This window comes from Agromyces sp. NPDC055520 (assembly GCF_053619715.1).
On sequence record NZ_JBSHJY010000049.1, the window covers coordinates 1 to 22,763 of the forward strand.

20 protein-coding genes are annotated in these 22,763 nt (G+C 70.4%); 6 read left to right on the forward strand and 14 right to left on the reverse strand.

Annotation, left to right across the window (positions count from 1 at the left end):
* Nucleotides 1-128: 128 nt before the first annotated feature.
* From ACWGST_RS14830 to hpaH, 9 genes are all read right to left on the reverse strand, one after another.
* Entirely contained in the window at nt 129-983 is an 855-nt protein-coding gene (locus ACWGST_RS14830) for a glycosyltransferase family 2 protein (protein ID WP_452047434.1), read from the reverse strand.
* Between the two features lie 36 nt (nt 984-1,019).
* The gene (locus ACWGST_RS14835) at nt 1,020-2,225 is read right to left on the reverse strand and encodes an NAD(P)/FAD-dependent oxidoreductase (protein WP_452047435.1); all 1,206 of its coding nucleotides are present in this window, start codon (nt 2,223-2,225) and stop codon (nt 1,020-1,022) included.
* On the reverse strand, nt 2,222-2,740 hold the full coding sequence (locus ACWGST_RS14840; protein WP_452047436.1) for a sugar 3,4-ketoisomerase: 519 nt from the start codon (nt 2,738-2,740) through the stop codon (nt 2,222-2,224). Before ACWGST_RS14840 ends, ACWGST_RS14835 begins: the two co-directional genes overlap by 4 nt.
* Nucleotides 2,741-2,869: 129 nt before the next feature.
* A complete protein-coding gene (hpaD, locus tag ACWGST_RS14845; protein ID WP_452047437.1) occupies nt 2,870-4,012 on the reverse strand; it encodes a 3,4-dihydroxyphenylacetate 2,3-dioxygenase in 1,143 nt (380 codons plus the stop codon).
* Between the two features lie 54 nt (nt 4,013-4,066).
* Nucleotides 4,067-5,560, reverse strand: a complete 1,494-nt coding sequence (hpaE, locus tag ACWGST_RS14850) for a 5-carboxymethyl-2-hydroxymuconate semialdehyde dehydrogenase (RefSeq protein WP_452047438.1) — start codon at nt 5,558-5,560, stop codon at nt 4,067-4,069.
* A gap of 51 nt (nt 5,561-5,611) precedes the next feature.
* Entirely contained in the window at nt 5,612-6,304 is a 693-nt protein-coding gene (locus ACWGST_RS14855) for a GntR family transcriptional regulator (protein ID WP_452047439.1), read from the reverse strand.
* The gene (locus ACWGST_RS14860; protein ID WP_452047440.1) at nt 6,304-7,836 is read right to left on the reverse strand and encodes a fumarylacetoacetate hydrolase family protein; all 1,533 of its coding nucleotides are present in this window, start codon (nt 7,834-7,836) and stop codon (nt 6,304-6,306) included. Before ACWGST_RS14860 ends, ACWGST_RS14855 begins: the two co-directional genes overlap by 1 nt.
* Nucleotides 7,837-7,944: 108 nt before the next feature.
* Nucleotides 7,945-8,799 (reverse strand): aldolase/citrate lyase family protein, encoded by an 855-nt coding sequence (locus tag ACWGST_RS14865; RefSeq protein WP_452047441.1) that lies wholly within the window; start codon nt 8,797-8,799, stop codon nt 7,945-7,947.
* Nucleotides 8,784-9,569, reverse strand: coding sequence for a 2-oxo-hept-4-ene-1,7-dioate hydratase (hpaH, locus tag ACWGST_RS14870; RefSeq protein WP_452047442.1), 786 nt, complete (start codon nt 9,567-9,569; stop codon nt 8,784-8,786). Before hpaH ends, ACWGST_RS14865 begins: the two co-directional genes overlap by 16 nt.
* A gap of 43 nt (nt 9,570-9,612) precedes the next feature.
* Here hpaH and ACWGST_RS14875 point away from each other — a divergent pair, with 43 nt between their 5' ends.
* Nucleotides 9,613-11,058 carry an MFS transporter gene (locus ACWGST_RS14875; RefSeq protein ID WP_452047452.1) on the forward strand — a complete coding sequence of 482 codons (1,446 nt, stop codon included), beginning with the start codon at nt 9,613-9,615 and terminating at the stop codon, nt 11,056-11,058.
* Here ACWGST_RS14875 and ACWGST_RS14880 read toward each other — a convergent pair.
* Entirely contained in the window at nt 11,039-12,718 is a 1,680-nt protein-coding gene (locus ACWGST_RS14880) for a thiamine pyrophosphate-binding protein (RefSeq protein WP_452047443.1), read from the reverse strand. The genes ACWGST_RS14875 and ACWGST_RS14880 overlap by 20 nt on opposite strands.
* Nucleotides 12,719-12,906: 188 nt before the next feature.
* On the opposite strand from ACWGST_RS14880, the gene ACWGST_RS14885 reads away from it, so the two are divergent.
* Nucleotides 12,907-13,203 (forward strand): hypothetical protein, encoded by a 297-nt coding sequence (locus ACWGST_RS14885; protein WP_452047444.1) that lies wholly within the window; start codon nt 12,907-12,909, stop codon nt 13,201-13,203.
* Nucleotides 13,204-13,255: 52 nt separating this feature from the next.
* Here ACWGST_RS14885 and ACWGST_RS14890 read toward each other — a convergent pair whose 3' ends face one another.
* Entirely contained in the window at nt 13,256-13,870 is a 615-nt protein-coding gene (locus tag ACWGST_RS14890) for a biotin transporter BioY (RefSeq protein ID WP_452047445.1), read from the reverse strand.
* A 395-nt stretch (nt 13,871-14,265) separates the two neighbouring features.
* On the opposite strand from ACWGST_RS14890, the gene ACWGST_RS14895 reads away from it, so the two are divergent.
* From ACWGST_RS14895 to ACWGST_RS14905, 3 genes are all read left to right on the forward strand, one after another.
* Complete coding sequence (locus ACWGST_RS14895; protein ID WP_452047453.1) at nt 14,266-15,723, forward strand: glyceraldehyde-3-phosphate dehydrogenase; 1,458 nt, start codon at nt 14,266-14,268, stop codon at nt 15,721-15,723.
* A gap of 118 nt (nt 15,724-15,841) precedes the next feature.
* The gene (locus ACWGST_RS14900) at nt 15,842-17,017 is read left to right on the forward strand and encodes a thiolase family protein (RefSeq protein ID WP_452047446.1); all 1,176 of its coding nucleotides are present in this window, start codon (nt 15,842-15,844) and stop codon (nt 17,015-17,017) included.
* 23 nt (nt 17,018-17,040) lie between these two features.
* Nucleotides 17,041-17,829 carry an SDR family NAD(P)-dependent oxidoreductase gene (locus ACWGST_RS14905; RefSeq protein WP_452047447.1) on the forward strand — a complete coding sequence of 263 codons (789 nt, stop codon included), beginning with the start codon at nt 17,041-17,043 and terminating at the stop codon, nt 17,827-17,829.
* 4 nt (nt 17,830-17,833) lie between these two features.
* Here ACWGST_RS14905 and ACWGST_RS14910 read toward each other — a convergent pair whose 3' ends face one another.
* The 3 genes from ACWGST_RS14910 to ACWGST_RS14920 all read right to left on the reverse strand — a co-directional run bounded on the left by ACWGST_RS14910 (nt 17,834) and on the right by ACWGST_RS14920 (nt 20,689).
* On the reverse strand, nt 17,834-18,826 hold the full coding sequence (locus ACWGST_RS14910) for a permease prefix domain 1-containing protein (RefSeq protein ID WP_452047448.1): 993 nt from the start codon (nt 18,824-18,826) through the stop codon (nt 17,834-17,836).
* The gene (locus ACWGST_RS14915; RefSeq protein ID WP_452047449.1) at nt 18,823-19,164 is read right to left on the reverse strand and encodes a PadR family transcriptional regulator; all 342 of its coding nucleotides are present in this window, start codon (nt 19,162-19,164) and stop codon (nt 18,823-18,825) included. The genes ACWGST_RS14910 and ACWGST_RS14915 overlap by 4 nt, the downstream gene beginning before the upstream one ends.
* An 82-nt stretch (nt 19,165-19,246) precedes the next feature.
* A complete protein-coding gene (locus tag ACWGST_RS14920; protein WP_452047450.1) occupies nt 19,247-20,689 on the reverse strand; it encodes a helix-turn-helix domain-containing protein in 1,443 nt (480 codons plus the stop codon).
* A 129-nt stretch (nt 20,690-20,818) separates the two neighbouring features.
* Here ACWGST_RS14920 and ACWGST_RS14925 point away from each other — a divergent pair, with 129 nt between their 5' ends.
* Entirely contained in the window at nt 20,819-22,684 is a 1,866-nt protein-coding gene (locus tag ACWGST_RS14925) for a phosphoenolpyruvate carboxykinase (GTP) (RefSeq protein ID WP_452047451.1), read from the forward strand.
* Nucleotides 22,685-22,763: the final 79 nt, after the last annotated feature.

The following is a 22,763-nucleotide window of genomic DNA, read 5'->3' on the forward strand; positions in this document are numbered from 1 at the left end:
GGCGTCCTGGTCTCGCTGCTGCTCGGCATGTTCAGGCGTGGCGCCCAAATCCCCTGAACGGGCAACACACCCCGAGGGAGCGCGCGAGGGCGCGCGAGGGCGCGTGGGGTCGGCGTGGCGGAGGTCGGTCAGAAGCCCAGGCGGCGAAGGGCGTGCTTGACTCCGCCGGGCAGGCGGCGGCCGTGGATGCGGCGCAGGAGGTGGGCCTTCACGCGCGCCTTCTGCATCGGGCCGAGGCTGCTCCGCGTGATCTCGGCGATGCCCGACCGGCGCAGCGCCAGAAGCTGGGCGTCGTCGTGCGGCCACCGCTTCGACAGGCTCCCTGCCTGGTAGTACTTCGCGCAGAGCACCTCGGGTACCCGGACGAACCCTCCGATCAGGGACAGGCCGAGCAGCCACGTCCAGTCGGCCGAGTACTCGCCCTGCTCGTTCGGATGGATCCCGCCGACCGCCGCGAAGGCCGAGGACCGGAACATTCCGCGATTGGGCACCCACCAGTTTCCCGGACGGCGCACCATGATGCGCCCCCGGTCGACGGCGGACTCGACGCCCTCCATGTCGTCGAACGTCTGCCGCGTCGCGCTGCCGTCGATCTCGTGCACCACCATGTCGCTGAACGCGAGCACCGCGCGATCGTTGTCGCGCAACGCACCGACGAGCTTCTCGACGTAGCTCGGCGCGACCACGTCGTCGTGGAACGCGAAGAACATCAGTTCGCCCTCGGCGCGGGCCATGAGGTCGTTCGAGTTTCGCAGCCAGCCGAGATTGGCGTCGCGCTCCACGATGCGAGTGGCCGGATGCCGGTCGGCGAACCGACGCACCACGTCGAGCGTGTCGTCGGTCGACCGGTCGTCCCCGATCAGGATCTCGATGCGCGGCCACGTCTGGGCGGCGAGGCTCTCGAGGGTCCTCATGATGAACGCGGCGCCGTTGTAGGTGGGCACCAGTGCGGTCACGAGCGGGGTCCAGACGCGGTCGTCCATGGGGCGTGCCTCCATCGGGCGGTCCTCGCGTGTCATTCAGCCGGCGATCTCGGTCGCGAGTTCCCGGGCGAGCCATGGAGCCGTGGAGTACTTGCCGGTGTCCACCGAGAAGTACGCTCCCCGTCGCTGCACCCCGTAGCGGTCGCGGCGGTGCAGCCCCGATCGTCGGTCGTCGAGGGTGCCCGTGCCGCGCGCGAACACGAAACCTCCGTGCACGGTGAGCGTCTCCGCGTCGTCGAGAACGCGGCCGACGCCGGGGAGGACGCGCTCGAGCGCGATTCTGACGCCGTCGACGAACGCGTCGGCCTCGGGGCCCGTCGGGTGGGCCGGGGCCGCCAGCTCCAGCTCGCCGCCTTCGGCCACGAGTCCGACCGGATACCAGGAGAGGTAGAAGTCCCTGCCGTTGTAGTTCTTGATGTCACCGAATGGTCCGACGGCGACGATGGCGCTCGCCAGGTCGCATTCCGAGCGCGTCCGCACGAACAGGCACCGCCGGTAGCGGTGCGTCCACTCGCCTTCCGGAGGGAGGCCCGCGGTGACGTCGATCGGCAGCCGGCCGTTCCAGAGGGCGTTCACCACGACGTCGAAGTCCTCGTCGAACCCGTCGTCGGACCGCACCCGCCACCGCCCGTCGACCGAACTCCGCGGTTCGACCCCGACGACGTTGGTACGAGGCTGCAGGGTCACCCCCGTCTCTGCGGCGACGGCGCCGGCGAGCCGATCGGCGAACCACCCCGTGTCGACCGAGCGTTCGGGCACCCGGAATCCCGCGACGATGTCGTCGCCCGCCACAGTGCCCAGCTCAGCGGGCGTGAGCTCGGTCGCCCGGGCGTTCGACACGTCGACGAGATAACGGTCGGCGTCGGGATGCTGTCGGATGAGTTCGCTGACTGCGCCGAAGGTCACTCGCAGGTCATCGGGTGCGACCAAGGATCGGCGATGTACGAGGTAGACGTCGTCGTCGGTGGTCGTGTGACCGACGAGGTCGTCGCCGATGAGTTCCCGGGCTCGCGCTTCGAACTGCAGGCCGCCGGTCAGGAGGTGCCGTGCCGTCGCCAGGGCGGGGTCCGCGCCGTAAAGATACCCGAGATGGATCTTGCCCTCGTTCCAGCGGCTCGTCGCCGCCATGGGTGCGGCTTCGCGATCGACGACGGTGACGTCGAGCCCGTGGCGTGCCAGGGAGATCGCCGCAGCGCTGCCCATGATCCCGGCCCCCAGAACCGCGACCCGACGCCGGCTCACGGCGAGACGACCGATGCGTCCGCGACCAAGACCGAGGCGGCGGCCGGGTCGGATGCCGAGTCGGCGGCCGCGTACTCTGCGGAGTCGTAGGGCCCGTCGGCGAACACGATGAGCGTCGAGTGGTCGTCGAGATAGGTCTGCTGCGCCCAGACGCCCGGTTCGATCAACGCCGCCGGACGGGCTTCATCGAGGGTGAGGCGTGCGCGCTCACCGCGATGGCTGACGTCGACGTCGATCGAACCGCTCGCGCGGAACAGTACCTGGCGCACGCTCCGATGGGCGTGGCCGCCGCGCACCGCGCCCCGCGGTGCGCTCACCACGAAGGCGCGTGCCACGCTGAAGCCGATGTCGTCGAAGGTCACGGGAGTGAGGGCGCCCCGATCATCACGGATGCAGTCGAGTGCGAGGACCCGGACCATCCCGTCGAGGAGGATCGACGGCGCCACCGCCGGCACGACCGCCTCCACGACCGCCGGCACGACCGCCGGCACGACCGCCTCCACGACGGACGTCATCCCGGACCGATCGCCGAGAGGCTCGGGAACACGGCGCATGGGGAGAGTCAACCACCAGGATCGGCCGGCCGGATAGACCCCCATTCCGGGTGTCTATCCGGTACGGCGCTCGGAATCGACCGCCGCGGGTCAGAGGGTGTTGCCGAGCTTGAAGCCCTGCTCCTCGTCGCCCCTGCGCGTGTACGAGAATCCGTCGGCGCCGACGGTGACGGCCATCTCCGAAACGTCGGTGCGGGCGACCACGGGCTGCGGGTTGCCGTCGAGATCGAGCACCAACGAGGCATCCGTGTACCAACTGGGCACGACGGGGTTGCCCCACCAGTCGCGGCGCTGGTTGTCGTGCACGTCCCACGTGACGACGGGATTGTCGGGGTCGCCCGTGTAGTAGTCCTGCGTGTAGATCTCGACGCGGTGGCCGTCGGGGTCGCGCAGGTACAGGTAGAACGCGTTCGAGACGCCGTGCCGGCCGGGGCCGCGCTCGATCGCGTCCGAGCGGCGGAGCGCCCCGAGCTTGTCGCAGATCGCGAGGATGTTGTGCTTCTCGTGCGTGGCGAACGCGACGTGGTGCATGCGGGGGCCGTCGCCGCCCGTCATCGCGGTGTCGTGCACCGTGGGCTTCCGGCGCATCCACGCGGCGTAGACGACGCCCTCGGCGTCTTGGATGTCTTCGGTGACGCGGAACCCGAGCGACTGCATGAAGTTCACGGCGCGCGGCACGTCGGGGGTGACCTGGTTGAAGTGGTCCAGGCGCACGAGCTCGCCGGGCGTGTGCAGGTCGTAGCGCCACGAGAGCCGCTCGACGTGCTGCACGTCGTGGAAGAACTCGTACGGGAAGCCGAGCGGGTCTTCGACGCGCACCGAGTCGCCGATGCCCTTGGTGAAGCCCTCGGCCCGGCGCTCGACGCGGCAGCCGAGCTCGGTGTAGAAGGCGACCGCCCGGTCGAGGTCCTCCGCCGAGCGCACCCGGTACGAGAAGGCGGCGACCGCGGCGACCTCGCCGCGGCGCAGCACGAGGTTGTGGTGGATGAACTCCTCGGTCGATCGCAGGTAGATCGCCTCGTCGTCCTCTTCGGTGACGTAGAGGCCCAGCACGTCGACGTAGAACACGCGCGAGGCGGCGAGGTCGGTCACGACGAGCTCCATGTACGCGCAGCGCAGGATGTCGGGAGCCGGCGCACTCGGCGTGGGCACCGGGTTGTCGGAGTGGATGGGGGCCTCTTGCGAGACGTAGAAGCCCGACGAGGTGAGCGTCATGTGGTCACGGTTGGTCATGTCAGCGTCCTTGCTTGGGGTGCGGGCGGCTTCAGAGCGAGCGGATGCCGCGGCTCACGCCTTGCCGAAGGTGGGGTTGTGGGGGGCGCCGAGCGTGATGTGCACGCTCTGCTGGTCGGTGTAGAAGTCGATCGAGCGGTAGCCGCCCTCGTGGCCGAGGCCCGACGCCTTGACGCCGCCGAACGGCGTGCGGAGGTCTCGCACGTTGTTCGAGTTCAGCCACACCATGCCCGCCTCGACCGACTGTGCGAAGTTGTGCGCGCGCTTGAGGTCGTTCGTCCAGATGTAGGCGGCGAGGCCGTACTTCGTGTCGTTCGCGAGGGCGAGCGCCTCGGCGTCGGTGTCGAACGGCGTGATCGCGACGACGGGTCCGAAGATCTCCTCCTGGAAGATGCGGGCGTCGGGTGCGACATCCGCGAATACCGTGGGGGCCACGTAGTTGCCGGTCGGGAAGCCCTCGGGGCGCCCGCCGCCGGCGACGAGCCGGCCCTCGGTCTTGCCGAGCTCGACGTAGCTCATGACCTTGTCGTAGTGCTCGGGGTGCACGAGCGCGCCGACCTCGGTGTCGGGGTCGTGCGGGTCGCCGACGACGACGCGCTTCGCCTGCGCGGCGTAGCGCTCGACGAACTCGTCGTAGACCTCGCGCTGCACGAGGATGCGGCTGCCGGCGGTGCAGCGCTCGCCGTTCAGCGAGAACACGCCGAAGATGGTCGCGTCGATCGCCGTGTCGAGGTCGGCGTCGGCGAAGACGACGGCGGGGCTCTTGCCGCCGAGTTCCATCGAGAGGCCCTTGAGGTAGGGCGCGGCGTTGGCGAAGATCAGCTGGCCGGTGCTCGATTCGCCCGTGAACGAGATGAGCGGCACGTCGGGGTGCTTCACGAGCGCGTCGCCGGCGTCTTCGCCGAGGCCGTTGACGAGGTTGAAGACGCCCTTGGGCAGCCCGGCCTCCTCGAAGATGCCGGCCCAGAGCGACGCCGAGAGCGGGGTGAATTCGGCCGGCTTCAAGACGACCGTGTTGCCGGTCGCGAGGGCGGGGCCGAGCTTCCACGACTCGAGCATGAACGGCGTGTTCCACGGGGTGATGAGCCCGGCGACGCCGATCGGCTTGCGGTTCACGTAGTTCATCTGCTTGCCGGGCACCTTGAAGGCATCGTCGGACTGGGCGACGATGAGGTCGGCGAAGAAGCGGAAGTTCTCGGCGGCGCGACGCGCCTGGCCGAGCGCCTGGGTGATCGGCAGGCCGGAGTCGAACGACTCGAGCTCGGCGAGGCGGGCGTCGCGCGACTCGACGATGTCGGCGATCTTGTGCAGCACACGCGAGCGCTCGCGCGGGAGCATGCGCGGCCACGGGCCCTCGGTGAACGCGCGACGGGCGGCGGCGACGGCCCGCTCGACGTCGGCCCTCTTGCCGGCTGCCGCGTGCACGTAGGTCTCGTTCGTGACGGGGTTCAGCACCTCGAAGGTGTCGCCGTCGATCGAGTCGACGAACTCGCCGTCGATGTAGTGGCGGATGCGGTCGGGCAGACCCTCGGGGGTGTGGTTCGTCATGTCGGTTCCTTCACTGCGGGAGATGCGGGAGATGCGGGAGATGCACGGTGGTCAGGCGGAGGCGGCGGCCGGACGCGCGTGCCGCGCCTGCGAGGCGAGCACCGCGTCGAGCGTGGCGGTGCGATGGCCGCGGGCGGCGAGTTCGATCTCGAGCGCGTCGGCGCCCTGCTCGATGAGTCGCAGGAGGCGCTCGTGCTCTTCGACCGACTCGTGCGCGCGCCCGGGGACGAAGCTGAACGAGGAGTCGCGCAGCACCTTCATGCGGTTCCAGCCCCGGTGCACGAGGTCGAGGATGTGCGGGTTCGGGCACTCCTCGAACAGCACCGAGTGGAACTCGAGGTTGAGCTCGGTGAAGCGGTGCGGTTCGAAGTCATCGAGCGTGCGACGCATCCGCTCATTGATCTCGCGCGCTCGCCGAATGTGATCGGGGGTGATCGCCGGTGCCGACAGTGCCGTGGCCGCGCCCTCGACGAGCGCGAGCGTCTGCATCGTGTGCAGGTACTCGGTCTCCTTGATGAGGGCGACCTGGGCGCCGACATTGCGTTCGAAGGTCACGAGCCCCTCGGCCTCGAGGCGGCGGATCGCCTCGCGCACGGGCACGACGCTCACGTCGAGCTCGCCGGCGATGGCGCTGAGCACGAGCCGGTACCCGGGCACATAACGACCGTCGTCGATGCGTGTCCGGATGAAGCGGTACGCCTGCTGCGACTTGCTCTCGGTGGCCCGGATCGTCTCGGTGCTCATCATGCCTCCTGCGCGGCGCGGTAGCGAGCGAGCCATTCGTCGTTCATGGGGAAGAGGCCGTCGACGGATGCCCCGGCCGCAACCTGCTCGGCCACGTAGGCGTCCTGCCGCTCCTGCTCGAGGGACTCGGCGAGCACGTCGCGGGCGAGCTGCGGCGGGATCACGATGACGCCGTCGCCGTCGCCCACGATGACGTCGCCCGGCTGCACTGCGGCGCCGCCGCAGGCGATCGTGACGTCGACCTCCCACGGCACGTGCTTGCGGCCGAGCACGCTCGGGTGCGCGCCCTGCGAGAACACGGGGATCTCGAACCCGGCGACGGCGTCGAAGTCGCGCACGCCCCCGTCGGTGACGATGCCCGCTGCGCCGCGCACCTGAGCGCGGAGGGCGAGCACGTCGCCGACCGTGCCGGTGCCGCGCTCGCCGCGGGCCTCGACGACGAGCACCTCTCCCGGCGCGACGGTGTCGAAGGCGAGCTTCTGCGCGTTGAACCCGCCGCCGTGGCTCTGGAAGAGATCGGGACGGAACGGGATGAACCGCAGCGTCTTCGCGCGCCCGACGATGCGGTCGCCGGGGTGGTTCGCCGAGACGCCCTCGATGAAGATGTCGTGGTAGCCGCGCTTGCGGAGCACGGCTGAAAGGGTGGCGACGGCGACGCGGCCGAAGTCGGCGCGCACTTCGTCGGTGAGTTCGAAGGCTGCGGCGGGCGCGGCGGCGGCGGCATCCGGCGCAGTGGTCGACGTCGACGTCGACTCCGACTCGGGTGCCGATGCGCGCCCGGCGGCGACGGCGGCGGCGAGCTCGTCGTCGCCGCCCCACGCCTCGACGCGCTGGAGCTCGTCGGTCGAGGGCTTCGTACCGAAGTCGCCGAACGCGTCGTCGCCCTGGGTGATGGTCGTCACGAGTCGGCCGGTCGTCGGCGCGCCGGCCGCACTCGGGGCGTCGACCTCGACCTCGACCACGTCGCCGGGCAGCACGACCGAGGAGCCGGCCGGAGTGCCGGTGAGGATCACATCGCCCGTCTCGAGGGTCATGAGCTGCGAGAGGTCGGCGATCAGTCGGCCGAACGGGAAGAGCAGGGTGTCGGAGGTGTCCTCCTGCACGAGCCGCCCGTTGACCCAGGTACGCACGCGCCAGTCGCCTTCGCCGATGCCGGCGGCGGGAATGGCGACGGGCCCGAGCGGCGTGAAGCCGTCGCCGCCCTTCGAGCGCACATTCGAGCCCTTGTCGGCGGCGCGCAGGTCGTAGAGGCCGAAATCATTCGCGGCGGTGACGGATGCCACGTGGCTCCAGCCGTCGGCAGGGGAGACGCGCCGCGCGGGCTCGCCGATGACGATCGCGATCTCGCCCTCGAAGGCGAGCAGTTCGGTGCCGGCCGGGCGTTCGAGCGTGCCGCCGGTGGGCGCGAGCGACGAGGCCGGCTTCAGGAAGTAGCTCGGCTGGGCGGGCGTGCGGCCGCGCTGGGCGGCCCTCGACGGGTAGTTGAGGTGCACGGCGATGATCTTGCCGGGGGTGGCGAATCCGGAGGTCATTTTGTCCTCGTCTCTGGTATCTGAAATCATATACGATCTTGCCCGATCCTGATACTGACGACCCTCATGCTTTCGAGACTCCTCACGTCGAGTGGGCGGCAGCGCGAGTCAGTAGCTCGCGCGGGGCGTGTCGCTCGCGCGGGGCGCATCGGGCGACTCGGGCGACTCGGGCCCCGCGGCATCCACTCGAATGAATCGTTCGGCGAGCGCCTCGGATGCGCGGGCGACGAGCGCGACATCCGCGCCGACGGCGACGAACGATGCGCCGGCAGCGAGGTAGCGGTCGGCGTCGGCGGGCACGAAGGCGTTGACGCCGACGGGCTTGCCCGCGGCGGCGCCCGCGCGGATCGAGCGCAGCACGCCCTCGACGACGTCGGGGTGCGATTGCTGGCCGATGAATCCCATCGAGGCGGCGAGGTCGGCGGGCCCGACGAAGAGGGCGTCGACGCCGTCGACCGCGGCGATCTCCTCGACCGCCGCGACGGCGACGGCGGACTCGATCTGCACGGTGAGGCTGATCGTCGACGAGGCGTCGTGCAGGTACCGGTCGATCCGGTTCCAGCGCGACGATCGGGCGAGGGACGCGCCGACGCCGCGCATGCCGTCGACGGGGTAGCGCACCGCTCGCGCGAGCTCGGCGGCCTGCGCGGCCGAGTCGACCATCGGCACGAGCAGGTTCTGCACGCCGAGGTCGAGGTACTGCTTGATGAGCACCGGGTCGCCGATCGGCGGCCGCACGACGGGCGCGACGGGGTACGCCGACACCGCGTAGAGCTGCGCGAGGATCGACTCGAGGCCGTTGGGGGAGTGCTCGGCGTCGATGAGCACCCAGTCGAGGCCGCTGCCCGCTGCGAGCTCCGCCATGATCGGGCTGCCGGAGCAGACCCACATGCCCACGAGCGGGCGGTCGGATGCCGCGATGCGGGCCGTGAGCGTCTCGGGCAGGTTCATTCGAATCGGCATGTCACGGCTCCAAGCTGTCCGTAGTCGGCGTGCACGGTGTCGCCGCGCTCGACCCACATGGGCCGGGTGAACGAACCGGCGAGGATGATCTCGCCCGCCTCGAGCGACTGCCCGTGCTGGGCGAGCTTGTTCGCGAGCCAGGCGACGCCCATCGCGGGGTGGCCGAGCACGGCGGCCGCGACACCCGATTCCTCGATCGTCTGGTTCCGGTAGAGCAGTGCCGAGATCCAGCGCAGGTCGACCTCGTCGACCTTCACGGGGCGGCCTCCGACCACCATGGCGCCCATCGCGGCGTTGTCGCTGATGGTGTCGACGATCGTGCGCCCCTCGAGCTCGATGTGCGAGTTCAGGATCTCGAGCGCCGGCACGACGTAGGCGGTGGCGTCGAGCACGTCGAAGATCGTGACATCCGGGCCCTGCAGCGGCCCCGCGAGCACGAAGGCGAGCTCGACCTCGATGCGCACGTTCGAGAAGCGGTCGAACTCGACGGATGCCCCGGACTCGACGACCATGTCGTCGAAGATGACCCCGTAGTCGGGTTCAGTGATGCCGGTGGCGACCTGCATGACCTTCGAGGTGAGGCCGATCTTGCGGCCCACGACGCGGTGGCCGGCGGCGGCGCGGCGCTCGGCCCACAGCTGCTGCACCGCGTACGAGTCCTCTACGGTCATGTCGGGGTGGCGGGCCGTGAGCCGCGGCACGATGGTGCGGTCGCGATCCGCGACGAGGAGCTCGTCGGCGATCGCCTCGATGGTGGACTGGTCTAGCACGCGGGCTCCACTTCGTCGTCAGGGCGTGGCTTGATCGTATACGATCACCGGCGCTGCGACAGCCCGACGCGTCGCGTTCGCCACCGTGATCGGCACCACCATCGAGTGGTACGACTTCTTCCTGTACGCGAGCGCCGCAGGCCTCGTGTTCCAGGTGCTCTTCTTCGCGCCGGCCGGCCCCGAGTTCGCCACGATCCTCTCGTTCGCGACGATCGGCGTGAGCTTCCTGTTCCGCCCGCTCGGCGCATTCCTCGCCGGCCACTTCGGCGACAAGATCGGCCGCAAGGCGATGCTCATGGTCACGCTCGTGCTCATGGGCGTGGCGACGACCCTCATCGGCGTGCTGCCCACGTACGAGCAGGTCGGCATCCTCGCCCCCGTCCTCCTCGTGTTCCTGCGCATCCTCCAGGGTCTCTCGACCGGCGGCGAGTGGGGCGGCGCCGTGCTCATGGCGGTCGAGCACGCGCCCGACGGCAAGCGCGGCCGCTACGGCGCGTTCCCGCAGATCGGCGTGCCGATCGGCCTGCTGCTCGCCTCGGGCGTGCTCGCCCTCATGACGGGCGTCATCTCGCCCGGCGACGCCTTCCTCGAGTGGGGCTGGCGCATCCCGTTCCTGCTGAGCTTCGTGCTCATCATCGTCGGCATGATCGTGCGCCGATCGGTCGACGAGAGCCCGGTCTTCACCGAGATCGCCGCGCGCAAGGAGCAGACGAAGACGCCCATCGCCCAGCTGTTCAAGCGGCACTGGCTGCTCGTGCTCCTCGCCGCGCTGACCTTCGCCGGCAACAACGCCGCGGGCTACATGACGACCGGCGGCTACATCCAGAACTACGCCACCACTCCGATCGCCGATGGCGGCCACGTCGGCATGGAGCGCACGCCCGTGCTGCTCGCGGTCGCGGCATCCGCCGTCGTGTGGCTCATCGTCACGTGGATCGCCGGCTCGGTCTCCGACCGGATCGGCCGCCGGAACACGTACATCATCGGCTGGATCGCCTTCCTCGCCACGGTCTTCCTGCTGTTCCCGCTCGTGAACACCGGCAACGTGTGGTTGCTCTTCGCCGGCCTCGCGCTCTTCACGATCGGCAACGGCTTCACGTACGGGCAGCAGGCCGCCTACTTCACCGAGCTGTTCCCCGCGTCGATCCGCTACTCGGGCGTCTCGATCACGTACGCCCTCGGTGCGATCCTCGGCGGCGCGTTCGCGCCGATGATCTCGGCGGCGCTCGTGCAGGCCACCGGCACCGCGACCTCGGTCGCGTTCTACATCGCGGGCATCATGGTCGTCGCGTTCATCGCGACCCTGCTGCTGAAGGACCGCACCGGAATTCCACTCGGTCCCGACCACGAGGCCGAGCAGTCGGCGAGCGCCATCTACGGCGTGAAGGAGCAGCTGCCGGTACACGGATGCCCCGGGGGAAACCTTCCCGCCGGGGCATCCGCCGTCTTCGGCCATCGGCCGTCCGCACTCAGCTGTTCACGCGGATGATCTCCTGCTGATACGGCGCGACGACGGCGCCCGAGATGCGGCAGTCGAGCAGCAGGAACGACCGCTCGGCGACCGGCCGGGCCGCCCACGCGGCGAGCGCCTCGAGGTCGGCCAGTTCGCGCACGATGACGCCCTCGGCACCGAACGCGGCGGCCGCGGCGGCGAAGTCCGCCTCGGGGATGCGCATCGGCCCTTCGGCGAGGCCCTTGAGCCCGTAGAGGTTGACCTCGGCGCCGTAGGCGGCGTCGTTCCAGACGACGGCGATGCCGCGCCCGCCCGCGGTGCGCACGGCGGTCTCGAGGTCGGCGAGCGCCATGAGCCCGCCGCCGTCGCCGGTCGTGAGCACGATGGTCGAGTCGGGCCGGGCGACGGCGGCGCCCGCGACGCTCGGAAAGCCCATGCCGATCGACTGGAACGCCGTGCCGACCATCATCATGCGGTCGGGTGCGGCGACCGGCCAGTACATGTTCGCCCAGCCGATGAAGTGCCCGCCGTCGGAGACGACGACGCGGTCGTCGGGCAGCAGCTCGGCGAGGCGCGCCGCGACCGCGCGGGGGTCGAGCCGGCCGTCGTCGGCGAGGCCGTCGGCATGCTCGGCCAGCTCCTGGGCGCGCAGCGCCGAGACGTCGGCGATCGACTCGCGCCAGCCCGACGACACTCGAGCACCCTCCGGTCCCTGAGCCTGTCGAAGGGCATCGACGAGTCGACCCGCGACCACGGCCGCGTCGCCGCGCACGAATCCGCTGACGTGCGGGTGCGTCGCCGCCGCCGCCACGTCGATCTGGAACACCCGCGTGCCCGGCGCGAACAGCTCGCCGAAGCGCATCGTGAACTGGTTGAGGGAGGCGCCGAACACGACGGCGACATCGGCCTCGCGCACGAGCGCCATCGCGGGCTCGGCCCCGAAGCCGCCGGTCACGCCGAGGTCGTAGCGAGAATCGGGGAAGATGCCGCGGCCGAGCGCCGTCGATGCGGTGACCGCGCCGGTCGCGGCCGCGAGCTCGCCGAGCGCCTCGCCGGCCGCGGCGACCCAGGCGCCGCGCCCCGCCAGCAGGAACGGCCGGGATGCGCCCGCGAGGGCGCGCGCGATCTCGGCGACGGCGGCGTTCGCGAACGCGCCGATCGGCACGAGGGGCAGCGGATGCCGCAGCGCGGGCGCCTCGACGAGCGGCCCCGCGTCGACCGATGCGACGTCGTAGGGGATCGCCAGCACCACCGGCACCCGGTAGCTGAGCGCATGCTCGACGGCGATCACGGTCGTGGCCGGGGCATCCGTTCGCCCGACCGTGTACGTGCGCGCGCCGACCGCCGAGGCGAGGGCGATCTGATCGACGTCCCACGGGCGACGACCCGAGGTCGGTTCGTCGCCGACGACGAGCACGAGCGGCACTCGGGCCTGCGCGGCCTCGGCGAGCGAGGTGAGGGTGTTCGTGAATCCGGCGCCGTAGGTCGCGGTCGCCGCGGCGAGACGCTTCGATGCGCGGTAGTGGGCGTCAGCGGCCACGACGCCGCCCGCCTCGTGCCGCACGGCTGTGAACGAGGCATCCGTCTCGCGTTCGAGTGCGTCGAGGAAGTAGGCGTTGCCGTTGCCCATCACGCCGAAGACGTGGTCGACGTGGGCGGAGAGGGTGTGCGCGACGTGCGCGGAGACGGAGGGCATGGCGAAGCCTTTCGAGACGTGACGGGATGCTGGGATTCCGTATGTGTCTCGCGCGGCGGCAGGGGAGCTCTGGGCGTTGCTTCGTGCCCATTTTTCGAGCACCGGCGCGGCGGTGATCGTCGACCGCGCCTGGACGAGTCGAGTGTACCCGAGCGTCGTCGTCGGCCGGCACCCGGCAGAATGGTCGCATGAAGACCACCCAGCTGCGCCGCTATGTCATCGTCGACGGACTCTACGAGGAGTTCGTGGCGTGGTGGCGCGACACCATGCCGGCGCTGCGCTCCGAGATGGGGTTCGCCGTCGAGTTCGCCTACGGCTCACCCGAGACGAACGAATTCACCTGGGCGGTCAGCGTGCCGGGCGACGTGGACGAATTCGAGCGGGTGGATGCCGCGTACAAGACCTCTGCCGAACGTGCGGCGGTCTTCGACGGGCTGCCCGACCGGGTGGCTTCGACGCGGCTGTCGTTCGTCGAGACGTACTGAGCGCGCCGAGCCGAGCGCGCGGCTCGGCTCGGGCGCTCGGCCGCTCAGCCGTTCAGCTGCGCGGCGGCAGCCGGTCGGCGGCCTTCCAGGCGAGGGGCAGCAGCACGGCGGCGAGCACCGACTTGACGACGCCGCCGACGATGAAGGGCGTGAATCCGGCCGCGAGCACTGCGGCGAGGTCGTTCGGCGCGCCCACGGAGCCGAGGAACACCGCGAGCCACGGCAGGCCGATCGCGAACGTCGCGAGCGTGCCCGCCGCACAGGCCGCGAGGGCCTTCACGATCGTGCGATCCCACGTGCGTTCGGCGAACCAGCCGACGAGGGCCGCCGCGAGCACGAACCCCACGATATAGCCGCCGGTCGGCCCGGCGAGCACGCCCCACCCGCTCGACGCCTCGCTGAACCACGGCACGCCGACGACGCCGAGCCCCGCGTACGCCACGAGGGCGAGGCCGCCGCGCACCGCGCCGAGCGCCGAGCCGACGAGGAGCACGGCGAGCGTCTGCCCGGTGACGGGCACCGGCCACAGGGGCACGTACAACTGCGCGAACACGCCGACGAGTGCGGCGCCGGCGGCGATCAGCACGAGATCGGCGACGGTCGAGCGCGCGAGCACGCGGTCGGCGAGCACGAGTCGGCGGGGAGCGGATGGGGCGAGCGTGGTCATCTGAGTCCTTGCGTTCGAGTTGCAGTCGGAATGGAGAGCCCTCGTCCGTCACGCTACTGCGATGCGAACGGGCGATTTCGGCCGTGCGCTCACAAGATCGGCGCCCATTCTTGTGCGTCGTCGTGTTGTGCCGGGCGCACGAACGCGAGGGGTCGTACCCGGCCGCCGGCCTGCCGCACGTACCGTGCGTCTCATCGGCGAGGGTGAACTCGACGCCGTGTACAGCACATCCGCAGCGAGGCATCCGTAGAATCGACTCATCCCCGCACGTGAAATGCGGCCGACGCTGCCACCGGCAGGCTCGCCCGCGAGAGCCTGGTCGACGCCGCCCGCTGCACGCTCGACCGAGAAGGAAGACCGTGAGCCACGAGTTCGACGCCCGCCGCACGGAATGGATCGCCAAGGAAGAGCTCGCCGAGCGGATGATCCCGCTCATCGGCGGCCTCTACCGAGACCACGGGGTGGTGACCTCCATCCACGGACGGCGGCTCATCAACCGATCGCCGATCGAGCTGCTGAAGGCGCACCGCTTCGCACGCCAGGCCGGTGACGTCGAGCTCGACCTCGCCGACACCATGCGCGTGCTCGAGGTGCTGCGCGAGATCGCGCCCGGCCCCGCCTCGATCGACGTCGCGCGACTCGTCGCCCGCTACGCCGACGCCGTCGGGGAGGGCGATGCCCGCGAGCTCGCCGATTTCGTGCGCGACGAGCTGACGCCGGTCATCGCGGCAGAGGGCGACCCCGAGGCTTCCGGAACCGATGTCGTGCTGTACGGCTTCGGCCGCATCGGGCGCCTCCTCGCCCGCATTCTCATCGCGCACGCCGGCAACGGCAAGGGGCTGCGCCTCCGCGCGATCGTCGTGCGCAAGGGCAGCGACAACGACCTCGTCAAGCGCGCGAGCCTGTTGCGCCGCGACTCGGTGCACGGCCCGTTCGCCGGCACGATCGAGGTCGACGAGGAGGCGAACACGATCCTCGCGAACGGCACGCTGATCCAGGTGATCTACTCGAACGACCCCGCGTCGATCGACTACACCGCCTACGGCATCGACGACGCGATCGTCGTCGACAACACCGGCCGCTGGCGCGACGAGGCCGGGCTCTCGCAGCACCTGCAGTCGAAGGGCGTCGCCCGGGTGCTGCTCACCGCACCCGGCAAGGGCGCGATCAAGAACATCGTGCACGGCATCAACACCGACGACATCGAAGCCTCCGATCGCATCCTCTCGGCGGCCTCGTGCACGACGAACGCGATCACGCCCGTGCTGAAGGCGATCGAAGACGCCTACGGCGTCGCGCGCGGCCACGTCGAGACCGTGCACTCGTTCACGAACGACCAGAACCTGATCGACAACTTCCACTCGGGCGACCGGCGCGGGCGCTCGGCCGCGCTCAACATGGTCATCACCGAGACCGGCGCCGCGAAAGCCGTCGCCAAGGCCCTGCCCTCGTTCGCCGGCAAGCTCACCGGCAGCGCGATCCGCGTGCCGACGCCCGATGTCTCGCTCGCGATCCTGAACCTGCAGCTCGAGCGGCCCGCGTCGAAGGCCGCGCTCAACAAGTACCTGCGTCAGGTCTCGCTGACCTCGCCGCTGCGCCAGCAGGTCGACTACATCGAGTCGCCCGAGGTGGTCTCGACCGACTTCGTCGGCTCGAACCGAGCGGGAATCGTCGACGGTCTCGCGACGATCGCCGACGGCACCGACGCGATCGTCTACGTCTGGTACGACAACGAGTACGGCTACTCGTGCCAGGTCGTGCGCGTCATCGAGGCGATGGCGGGCAGCCACCCCGTCGTGCTGCCCGAGCGCCAGCCCGTCGCCCTCGAGCGCGCCGTATCGGTCGTCGAGTAGCGACGCAGGAGCGTATCGAGACGTGACACGGGGTCTCGATACGCACGCTGGTCTCGATACGCTCGCTGGCGCTCGCTCCTCGACCAACGGCCTGTTCGGGGCGACGTAGGCTGTCTGCATGAGCAGAGAAGCCGTGATCGTCGACGTCGTACGCACCCCCGTGGGGCGCGGCAAACCCGGGGGACTCCTGTCGGGCGTGCATCCGGTCGATCTTCTGGCCGGCGTGCTCGACACCCTCGTGAACCGCAACGACCTCGACCCGGCGCTCGTCGAGGATGTGATCGGCGGCTGCGTCAGCCAGATCGGCGAGCAGAGCTACAACATCACCCGTAACGCGGTGCTCGCGGCCGGTTTCCCCGACCATGTTCCGGGCACCACGATCGACCGGCAGTGCGGGTCGAGCCAGCAGGCGGCGACGTTCGCGGCGCAGGCCGTGCTCGCCGGGCAGGCCGACATCGTCATCGCGTGCGGCGTCGAGTCGATGAGCCGCGTGCCGCTCGGGTCGAGCGCCGCAGGTGCCGACCCCTACGGTTCGCGCATCCGCACGCGGTACCCCGAGGGGCTCGTGAACCAGGGCGTCTCGGCCGAGCTCATCGCCGCCAAGTGGGGCTTCGACCGCACCGACCTCGACGCCTTCGCAGCGCGCTCGCACCAGCTCGCCACTGCCGCGCAGGAGTCGGGTGCGTTCGCGAGCGAGGTCGTGCCGGTGCCGGGGGTCGACTCGTTGACCGACGAGACCGTGCGGCCCGCGACATCCGTCGAATCGCTCTCTGGTCTGAATGCCGCGTTCCGCACCGATGCGCTCGCCGAGCGGTTCCCCGAGCTCGACTGGCGCATCACGCCGGGCAATTCGTCGCCGCTCACCGACGGCGCCTCGGCCGCGCTCATCATGAGCGCCGAGCGCGCTGCCCAGCTGGGGCTCACGCCGCGGGCGCGATTCCGCGCGTTCTCGGTCGTGGGCAGCGACCCGCTCTACATGCTCACGGGCGTGATCCCCGCGACGGCGAAGGTGCTCGAGCGCGCCGGGCTCGGCCACGACGACATCGACGCCTACGAGGTCAACGAGGCGTTCGCGTCGGTTCCGCTCGCCTGGCTGGCAGAGACGGGGGCGGATGCTTCGAAGCTGAACCCCCGCGGCGGCGCCATCGCCCTCGGCCATGCGCTCGGCTCCTCGGGCACCCGCTTGCTCACGACGCTCGTGAACCAGCTCGAGGCCACCGGCGGGCGCTACGGACTGCAGACGATGTGCGAGGGCGGCGGCATGGCCAACGCCACGATCATCGAGCGCATCTGACGCGCACCCACGAAAGGACACTCATGGAACTCGACGGCGCATCGGCGATCGTGACGGGCGGGGCCTCGGGCCTCGGGCGTGCCACGGCACGAGCACTCATCGACGGCGGGGCATCCGTCGTGCTCGTCGACCTGCCCGGCCCGCGCGGCGAAGAGGCCGCGGCCGAACTCGGCGATCGAGCGCGGTTCGTCGCGGCGGATGTCGCGAACGAGGCTCAGGTGCAGGCGGCCATCGACGCGGCATCCGCTCTCGCACCGCTGCGCGTCGCCGTGAACTGCGCCGGCATCGTGACCGCGAACCGCACGGTCGGCCGCGACGGCCCCGCGCCGCTCGAGGCGTTCGAACGCACGATCCGCGTGAACCTGATCGGCACGTTCAACGTCACCCGGCTCGCCGCCGCGGCGATGGCCGCCACCGAGCCCGTGAGCGGCGGCGTGCCCGGCGGGCCAGCGACGCCCGAGCGCGGCGTCATCGTGAGCACCGCGTCGGTCGCGGCGTTCGACGGACAGATCGGACAGGCGGCCTATTCGGCGTCGAAGGCGGCGGTCGCCGGCATGACCCTGCCGATCGCGCGCGACCTGTCGAAGCTGCTCATCCGCGTGGTCACGATCGCGCCCGGCATCTTCGAGACGCCCATGATGGCGGGCATGCCCGACGACGTGCGGGCCTCGCTCGAGGCTCAGGTGCCGCACCCCTCGCGGCTCGGGCACCCGAGCGAGTACGCCGCGCTCGTGCGTTCGATCATCGCGAACCCGATGCTGAACGGCGAGACGATCCGCCTCGACGGTGCCATTCGCATGCAGCCGAAGTAGGGCGTCAGACGGCCACGTGCCGTGCGCGAGCTGCACGCCACGCCTTGATGCCGCCCTCGATCACGTCCCAGGTGGCCGCCGCGATCACCGCTGCGACGATGATCGCCACGACGATCGGCCCGGCCTCGCCCCACGGCCACTGCATCGCCTCGAGCGCCTGGTCGCTGATGAGCTGCCCGGTCAGGAACAGCCAGAGCGCCGGCACGGTGAAGGCGACGTTCAGCACGAGGTTCGCGCCGGCCAGCCACCAGTTCCAGCCCCAGCGGTAGACGGCGATCGCGAAGAGGATCTCGAGGGCGATCAGCGCCAGGAAGTACGGCAGCCAGAACGACCAGAGCGCAGGGTCGAGCAGCGGGATGGGCTCGCGCACGCCGTCGCGGAACACGACGCCGGACGCCTGCCACACGATCGCCACGGCGAAGACGCCGAGGAAGACGAGCGAGCCCACGAGCTCTGCGGTGCGCGAGGGCTGCGCATGCCCCGCCGACGGCGCGGGCACCGTGGCTGGCAGCATGTCGAGGGTCCACGGCACGTCGACACCTCGCCGGCCGGGCTCGGCCGGGGTGCGTTCGAGCACCGCGAAGACGAGGGTCGTCCAGAAGCCGAGGTGCACCGCGATCGAGATCGCGGTGCCGACCGTCGCGCCGATCGCCTCGCCGATGTCGGCGCCCGAGAGCAGCTGCCCGAGCAGCACGCCGGCGGCGCCGATCGGCAGCACGATCGCGTACAGCAGCTTCAGCAGGCGCCACCACATGAGGTAGTACTTCGGGCCGATGAGCTGCAGCGGGCGATCGATGTAGTGCGCCGCGAGGGCCGCCGGGTCGCCGAGTTCGGTGAGTGCGGCGCGTTCGGCGTCGGCAGGGGAGGAGCCCGTCTCGACGAGCGCGTCGGTCGCATCGCCGATGCGCTCGCGCAGTTCGCGGTCGAAGTCGCCGCGCTGCGCCTCGGGCAGGGTGCGGGCCGCCGCCCACACGTAGCGGTCGGTCAAGTTGGTCATGATTCGTCTCCAGTGGTGAGTCCGGCGAGCGCATCGTCGATGCGTCGCCAATCGGTCATGAGTGCGTCGGCGAGCAGCTCGCCGGTGGCGCTCGTGCGATAGAACTTGCGAGGCCTGGCCTCGTCGGTGTTCCACTCGCTCGTGAGCAGGCCCTGCTTCTCGAGTCGCCGCAGCAGTGGGTACAGGGTGTTCGCGTCGACGAGGATGCCGAGCGAATTCAGCGACTCGAGCAGCGCATAGCCGTAGTCGGGCGTGCGCAACCGAACGAGGCAGGCGAGCACGACGGTGCCGCGACGGAGCTCCTGCAGGTGCCCGGCGGTCGTCTCATCGAGGTTCATGAGTCACACGATACTGTGTCACACACACTATTGCAACAGAAACATCATCGTGCCCCCTCTTGGAAGCAGATGGGGGAGGGAGCTATTGCTCGGCGTGGGCCTCGAGGAAGCGGTAGACCGAGGAGTCGTCGACGCCAGGGAACGTGCCGGAGGGCAGCGGCGAGAGCACGTGCGCGTGCAGGCGGGCGCTCGGCCATGCGCGGCCGGCCCAGCGCTCGGCGAGCTCGGCCGGCGCGCGGCGGCAGCACGACTCGTCGGGGCAGGTCGACACGGCACGCTGCGTCGTCTCGCGCCCGCGGAACCACTTGGCCTGGGCGAACGGCACGCCGACCGAGATCGAGAACTCCGCGGCATCCGTTCGCCCGGTCTGGGTCGCGCACCAGAAGGTGCCGGCCGGCGTGTCGGTGTACTGGTAGTTCTCGGTCGTGCGGTTGGTGTGGCCGAAGGCGGTGCGGGCGCTCCACTTCTTGCACACCCACTGGCCCTCGATCGATCCGGTGACGTCGGAGGGCAGCGGCAACCCGTCGTTCTCGTACCCCTTCAGCAGGGCGCCGTCGCCCGCGACGCGCAGGAAGTGCAGGGTCATGTCGAGGTGCGAGGTGCCGAGGTTCGTGAAGCGCAGCGCCGCCGCTTCGTGCGTGACACCGAACGCGTCGCGGAAGTCCTCGATGGCCAGTCGCTTCTCTTTCTTGGCGGCCAGCAGAAAGGCGACGGATGCCTCGCGCGGCATCAGGCACGCGGCGGCGAAGTAGTTGATCTCGAGCCGCTGCCAGAGGAACTCCGCGTAGCTCTCGGGGCGCTCGTGCCCGAGCAGTCGGTGCGCCATGGCCTGCAGCGCCATCGAGCGCAGGCCGTGGCCGCCGGGGATCGAGGCCGGTGGCAGGTAGATGCGGCCGTTCGCGATGTCGGTGATCGACCGCGTCGAGTCGGGCAGGTCGTCGACGTAGATGAGCTGGAAGCCGAGGCGCTCGGCCATGACGCTCACCTCGCGGTGCGTGACCGCGCCCGAGCGGTGGCCGGCGGCGTACACCTGCTCTTCGGCGAGTCGCTCGATGTCGTCGAGGTAGTTGTCGCGTCGGCGCATCCGCTCGCGCAGTTCGGTGTTGGCCCGACGCGCCTCTTCCGGGGTCGCGATGGCCTCGCTCGCCCGCCGCTGCAGTTCGTGGTGCAGGCCCACGATCGCCTCGAGCGATTCATCGGTGATGCCGCGGCCCGGCCGGATCGCCGGCAGGCCGAGGCTCGCGTAGAGCGGACTCGACTGCGCGCGGCCGAGCTCGAGTTCGAGCGCGGCGCGATGGCTCGGCGCCTCGCGGGAGAGCAGGTCGGCGAGCTCGACGTCGAGCGCCGCGGCGAGCGAGTCGAGCAGCGAGAGCTTCGGCTCTCGTTTGCCGTTCTCGATGAGCGAGAGCTGACTGCCGGCCATGCCGACCGCCTCGCCGAGTTGGTCGAGGGTGAGCGCCCGCTCGCCCCGGAAGTGGCGGATGCGCTGACCGAGGGTCGCGAGATCGGGGGAGCCTGCCTTCATGGCTTAAGAATAGCGAAAAATCTCAATTTCTTAACACGCGATTTGGCCGAATGGATGCCGCAACTGCGCGCATTCTTGAAGTACGAACCAGTTCCGGCGCAGGCCGGCACCACTTCAGAAGGGACGACGATGACCATCTCCGAGGTTTCCATCGGCACCGCGGCATCCGACTCTGCCGGAAATGTGCGGCGCGGCACGACCGACGCGGCACTGCGCGACTGGGTGCAGGAGATCGCCGCCCTCACCAAGCCCGACGAGATCGTCTGGTGCGACGGTTCGCAGCACGAGGCCGACCTGCTCGAGAAGCAGCTCGTGGCCGAGGGCAAGCTCATCAAGCTGAACCCCGAGTGGCGCCCCAACAGCTTTCTCGCACGCACCGACCCGAAAGACGTCGCGCGCGTGGAAGACCGCACCTTCATCTGCTCGACGTACGAAGAAGACGCCGGCCCCACGAACAACTGGCGCGACCCGCGCGAGATGCGCGAAGAGCTGACCGACGTCTTCGACGGCTCGATGAAGGGCCGCACGATGTACGTCGTGCCCTTCTCGATGGGCCCGCTCGGCGGCCCCATCTCGCAGCTCGGCGTCGAGATCACCGACTCGCCCTACGTCGTGCTCTCGATGGGCATCATGACCCGCATGGGCGAGGCCGTCTACCGGCTCATCGAGGCCGGCGAGCCGTGGGTGCACACCGTGCACTCGGTCGGCTACCCGCTCATCGACGGCGTCGGCCACCGCCGCGCCGAGGTCGAGTGGCCGTGCAACGACACGAAGTACATCGTGCAGTTCCCCGACTCGCGTGAGGTCTGGTCGTACGGCTCGGGCTACGGCGGCAACGCGCTGCTCGCGAAGAAGTGCTTCGCGCTGCGCATCGCGAGCGTCATGGCGCGCGACGAGGGCTGGCTCGCCGAGCACATGCTGCTCATCAAGATCACCTCGCCCGAGGGCAAGGCCTACCACGTCGCCGCGGCGTTCCCGTCGGCGTGCGGCAAGACCAACCTCGCGATGCTGCGCCCCACGATCCCCGGCTGGAAGGTCGAGACGATCGGCGACGACATCGCCTGGATGCGCCCCGGCGACGACGGCCGCCTCTACGCGATCAACCCCGAGGCCGGCTTCTTCGGTGTCGCGCCCGGCACCGGCGAGAGCACGAACCCGACGGCCGTGCAGACCCTCTGGGGCAACACGATCTTCACGAACGTGGCGCTGCGCCCCGACGGCGACATCTGGTGGGAGGGCCTGACCGACGAGGTGCCCGCCGAGCTCACCGACTGGCAGGGCAAGCCGTGGACGCCCGACTCGGGCCGCCCCGCCGCGCACCCGAACTCCCGCTTCACGGTGGCCGCCGCCCAGTGCCCGCAGATCTCCGACGACTGGGACGCGCACGACGGCGTGCCGATCGACGCGATCCTCTTCGGCGGGCGCCGTGCGACGAACGTGCCGCTCGTCGCCCAGGCGCGCAGCTGGAAGCACGGCGTGTTCATGGGGGCGACGATCTCGTCCGAGAAGACCGCCGCGGCCGAGGGCACGGTCGGCGAGCTGCGCCGCGACCCGTTCGCGATGCTGCCGTTCTGCGGGTACAACATGGCCGACTACTGGGGCCACTGGGTCAAGATGGGCCGCGTGCTCGGCGAGAACGCGCCGAAGATCTTCCAGGTCAACTGGTTCCGCAAGGGCTCCGACGGCTCGTTCCTCTGGCCCGGATTCGGCGAGAACTCGCGTGTGCTCGAGTGGATCGTCGGTCGTGTCGAGGGCACGAGCGACGTCGTCGAGACGCCGATCGGCCTTATCCCGGCCTCCGGTTCGCTCGACCTCGACGGCCTCGACATCGCCGACGACGCGATCGAGCAGCTCTTCGACGTCGACCGCGACTCGTGGCTGGCCGAGTGCGACCTCACCGACGAGTACTTCGGCCAGTTCGGCGACCGCGTGCCTGCGGCGCTCCGCGCCGAGCTCGCGAGCCTGCGCTACCACCTGTCGCACCAGGAGTCGTAGACGCCAGAGGGCGCAGGTCGAGAGGATGCCGCGGGCCCGCCGCCTTCGGGAAGGCGCGGGCCACGCGGCATCCGTCGAC

Bases quoted from the DNA above. Each gene is read 5' to 3' on its own strand.
- hpaE (WP_452047438.1), bottom strand. From the start codon at position 5,560: ATGACGAACCACACCCCCGAGGGTCTGCCCGACCGCATCCGCCACTAC.
- ACWGST_RS14910 (WP_452047448.1), bottom strand. From the start codon at position 18,826: ATGACCAACTTGACCGACCGCTACGTGTGGGCGGCGGCCCGCACCCTG.
- ACWGST_RS14840 (WP_452047436.1), bottom strand. From the start codon at position 2,740: ATGACGTCCGTCGTGGAGGCGGTCGTGCCGGCGGTCGTGCCGGCGGTC.
- ACWGST_RS14855 (WP_452047439.1), bottom strand. From the start codon at position 6,304: ATGAGCACCGAGACGATCCGGGCCACCGAGAGCAAGTCGCAGCAGGCG.
- ACWGST_RS14905 (WP_452047447.1), top strand. From the start codon at position 17,041: ATGGAACTCGACGGCGCATCGGCGATCGTGACGGGCGGGGCCTCGGGC.
- ACWGST_RS14865 (WP_452047441.1), bottom strand. From the start codon at position 8,799: ATGCCGATTCGAATGAACCTGCCCGAGACGCTCACGGCCCGCATCGCG.
- hpaD (WP_452047437.1), bottom strand. From the start codon at position 4,012: ATGACCAACCGTGACCACATGACGCTCACCTCGTCGGGCTTCTACGTC.
- ACWGST_RS14860 (WP_452047440.1), bottom strand. From the start codon at position 7,836: ATGACCTCCGGATTCGCCACCCCCGGCAAGATCATCGCCGTGCACCTC.
- ACWGST_RS14900 (WP_452047446.1), top strand. From the start codon at position 15,842: ATGAGCAGAGAAGCCGTGATCGTCGACGTCGTACGCACCCCCGTGGGG.
- ACWGST_RS14890 (WP_452047445.1), bottom strand. From the start codon at position 13,870: ATGACCACGCTCGCCCCATCCGCTCCCCGCCGACTCGTGCTCGCCGAC.
- ACWGST_RS14920 (WP_452047450.1), bottom strand. From the start codon at position 20,689: ATGAAGGCAGGCTCCCCCGATCTCGCGACCCTCGGTCAGCGCATCCGC.
- ACWGST_RS14885 (WP_452047444.1), top strand. From the start codon at position 12,907: ATGAAGACCACCCAGCTGCGCCGCTATGTCATCGTCGACGGACTCTAC.
- ACWGST_RS14925 (WP_452047451.1), top strand. From the start codon at position 20,819: ATGACCATCTCCGAGGTTTCCATCGGCACCGCGGCATCCGACTCTGCC.
- ACWGST_RS14880 (WP_452047443.1), bottom strand. From the start codon at position 12,718: ATGCCCTCCGTCTCCGCGCACGTCGCGCACACCCTCTCCGCCCACGTC.
- ACWGST_RS14830 (WP_452047434.1), bottom strand. From the start codon at position 983: ATGGACGACCGCGTCTGGACCCCGCTCGTGACCGCACTGGTGCCCACC.
- ACWGST_RS14915 (WP_452047449.1), bottom strand. From the start codon at position 19,164: ATGAACCTCGATGAGACGACCGCCGGGCACCTGCAGGAGCTCCGTCGC.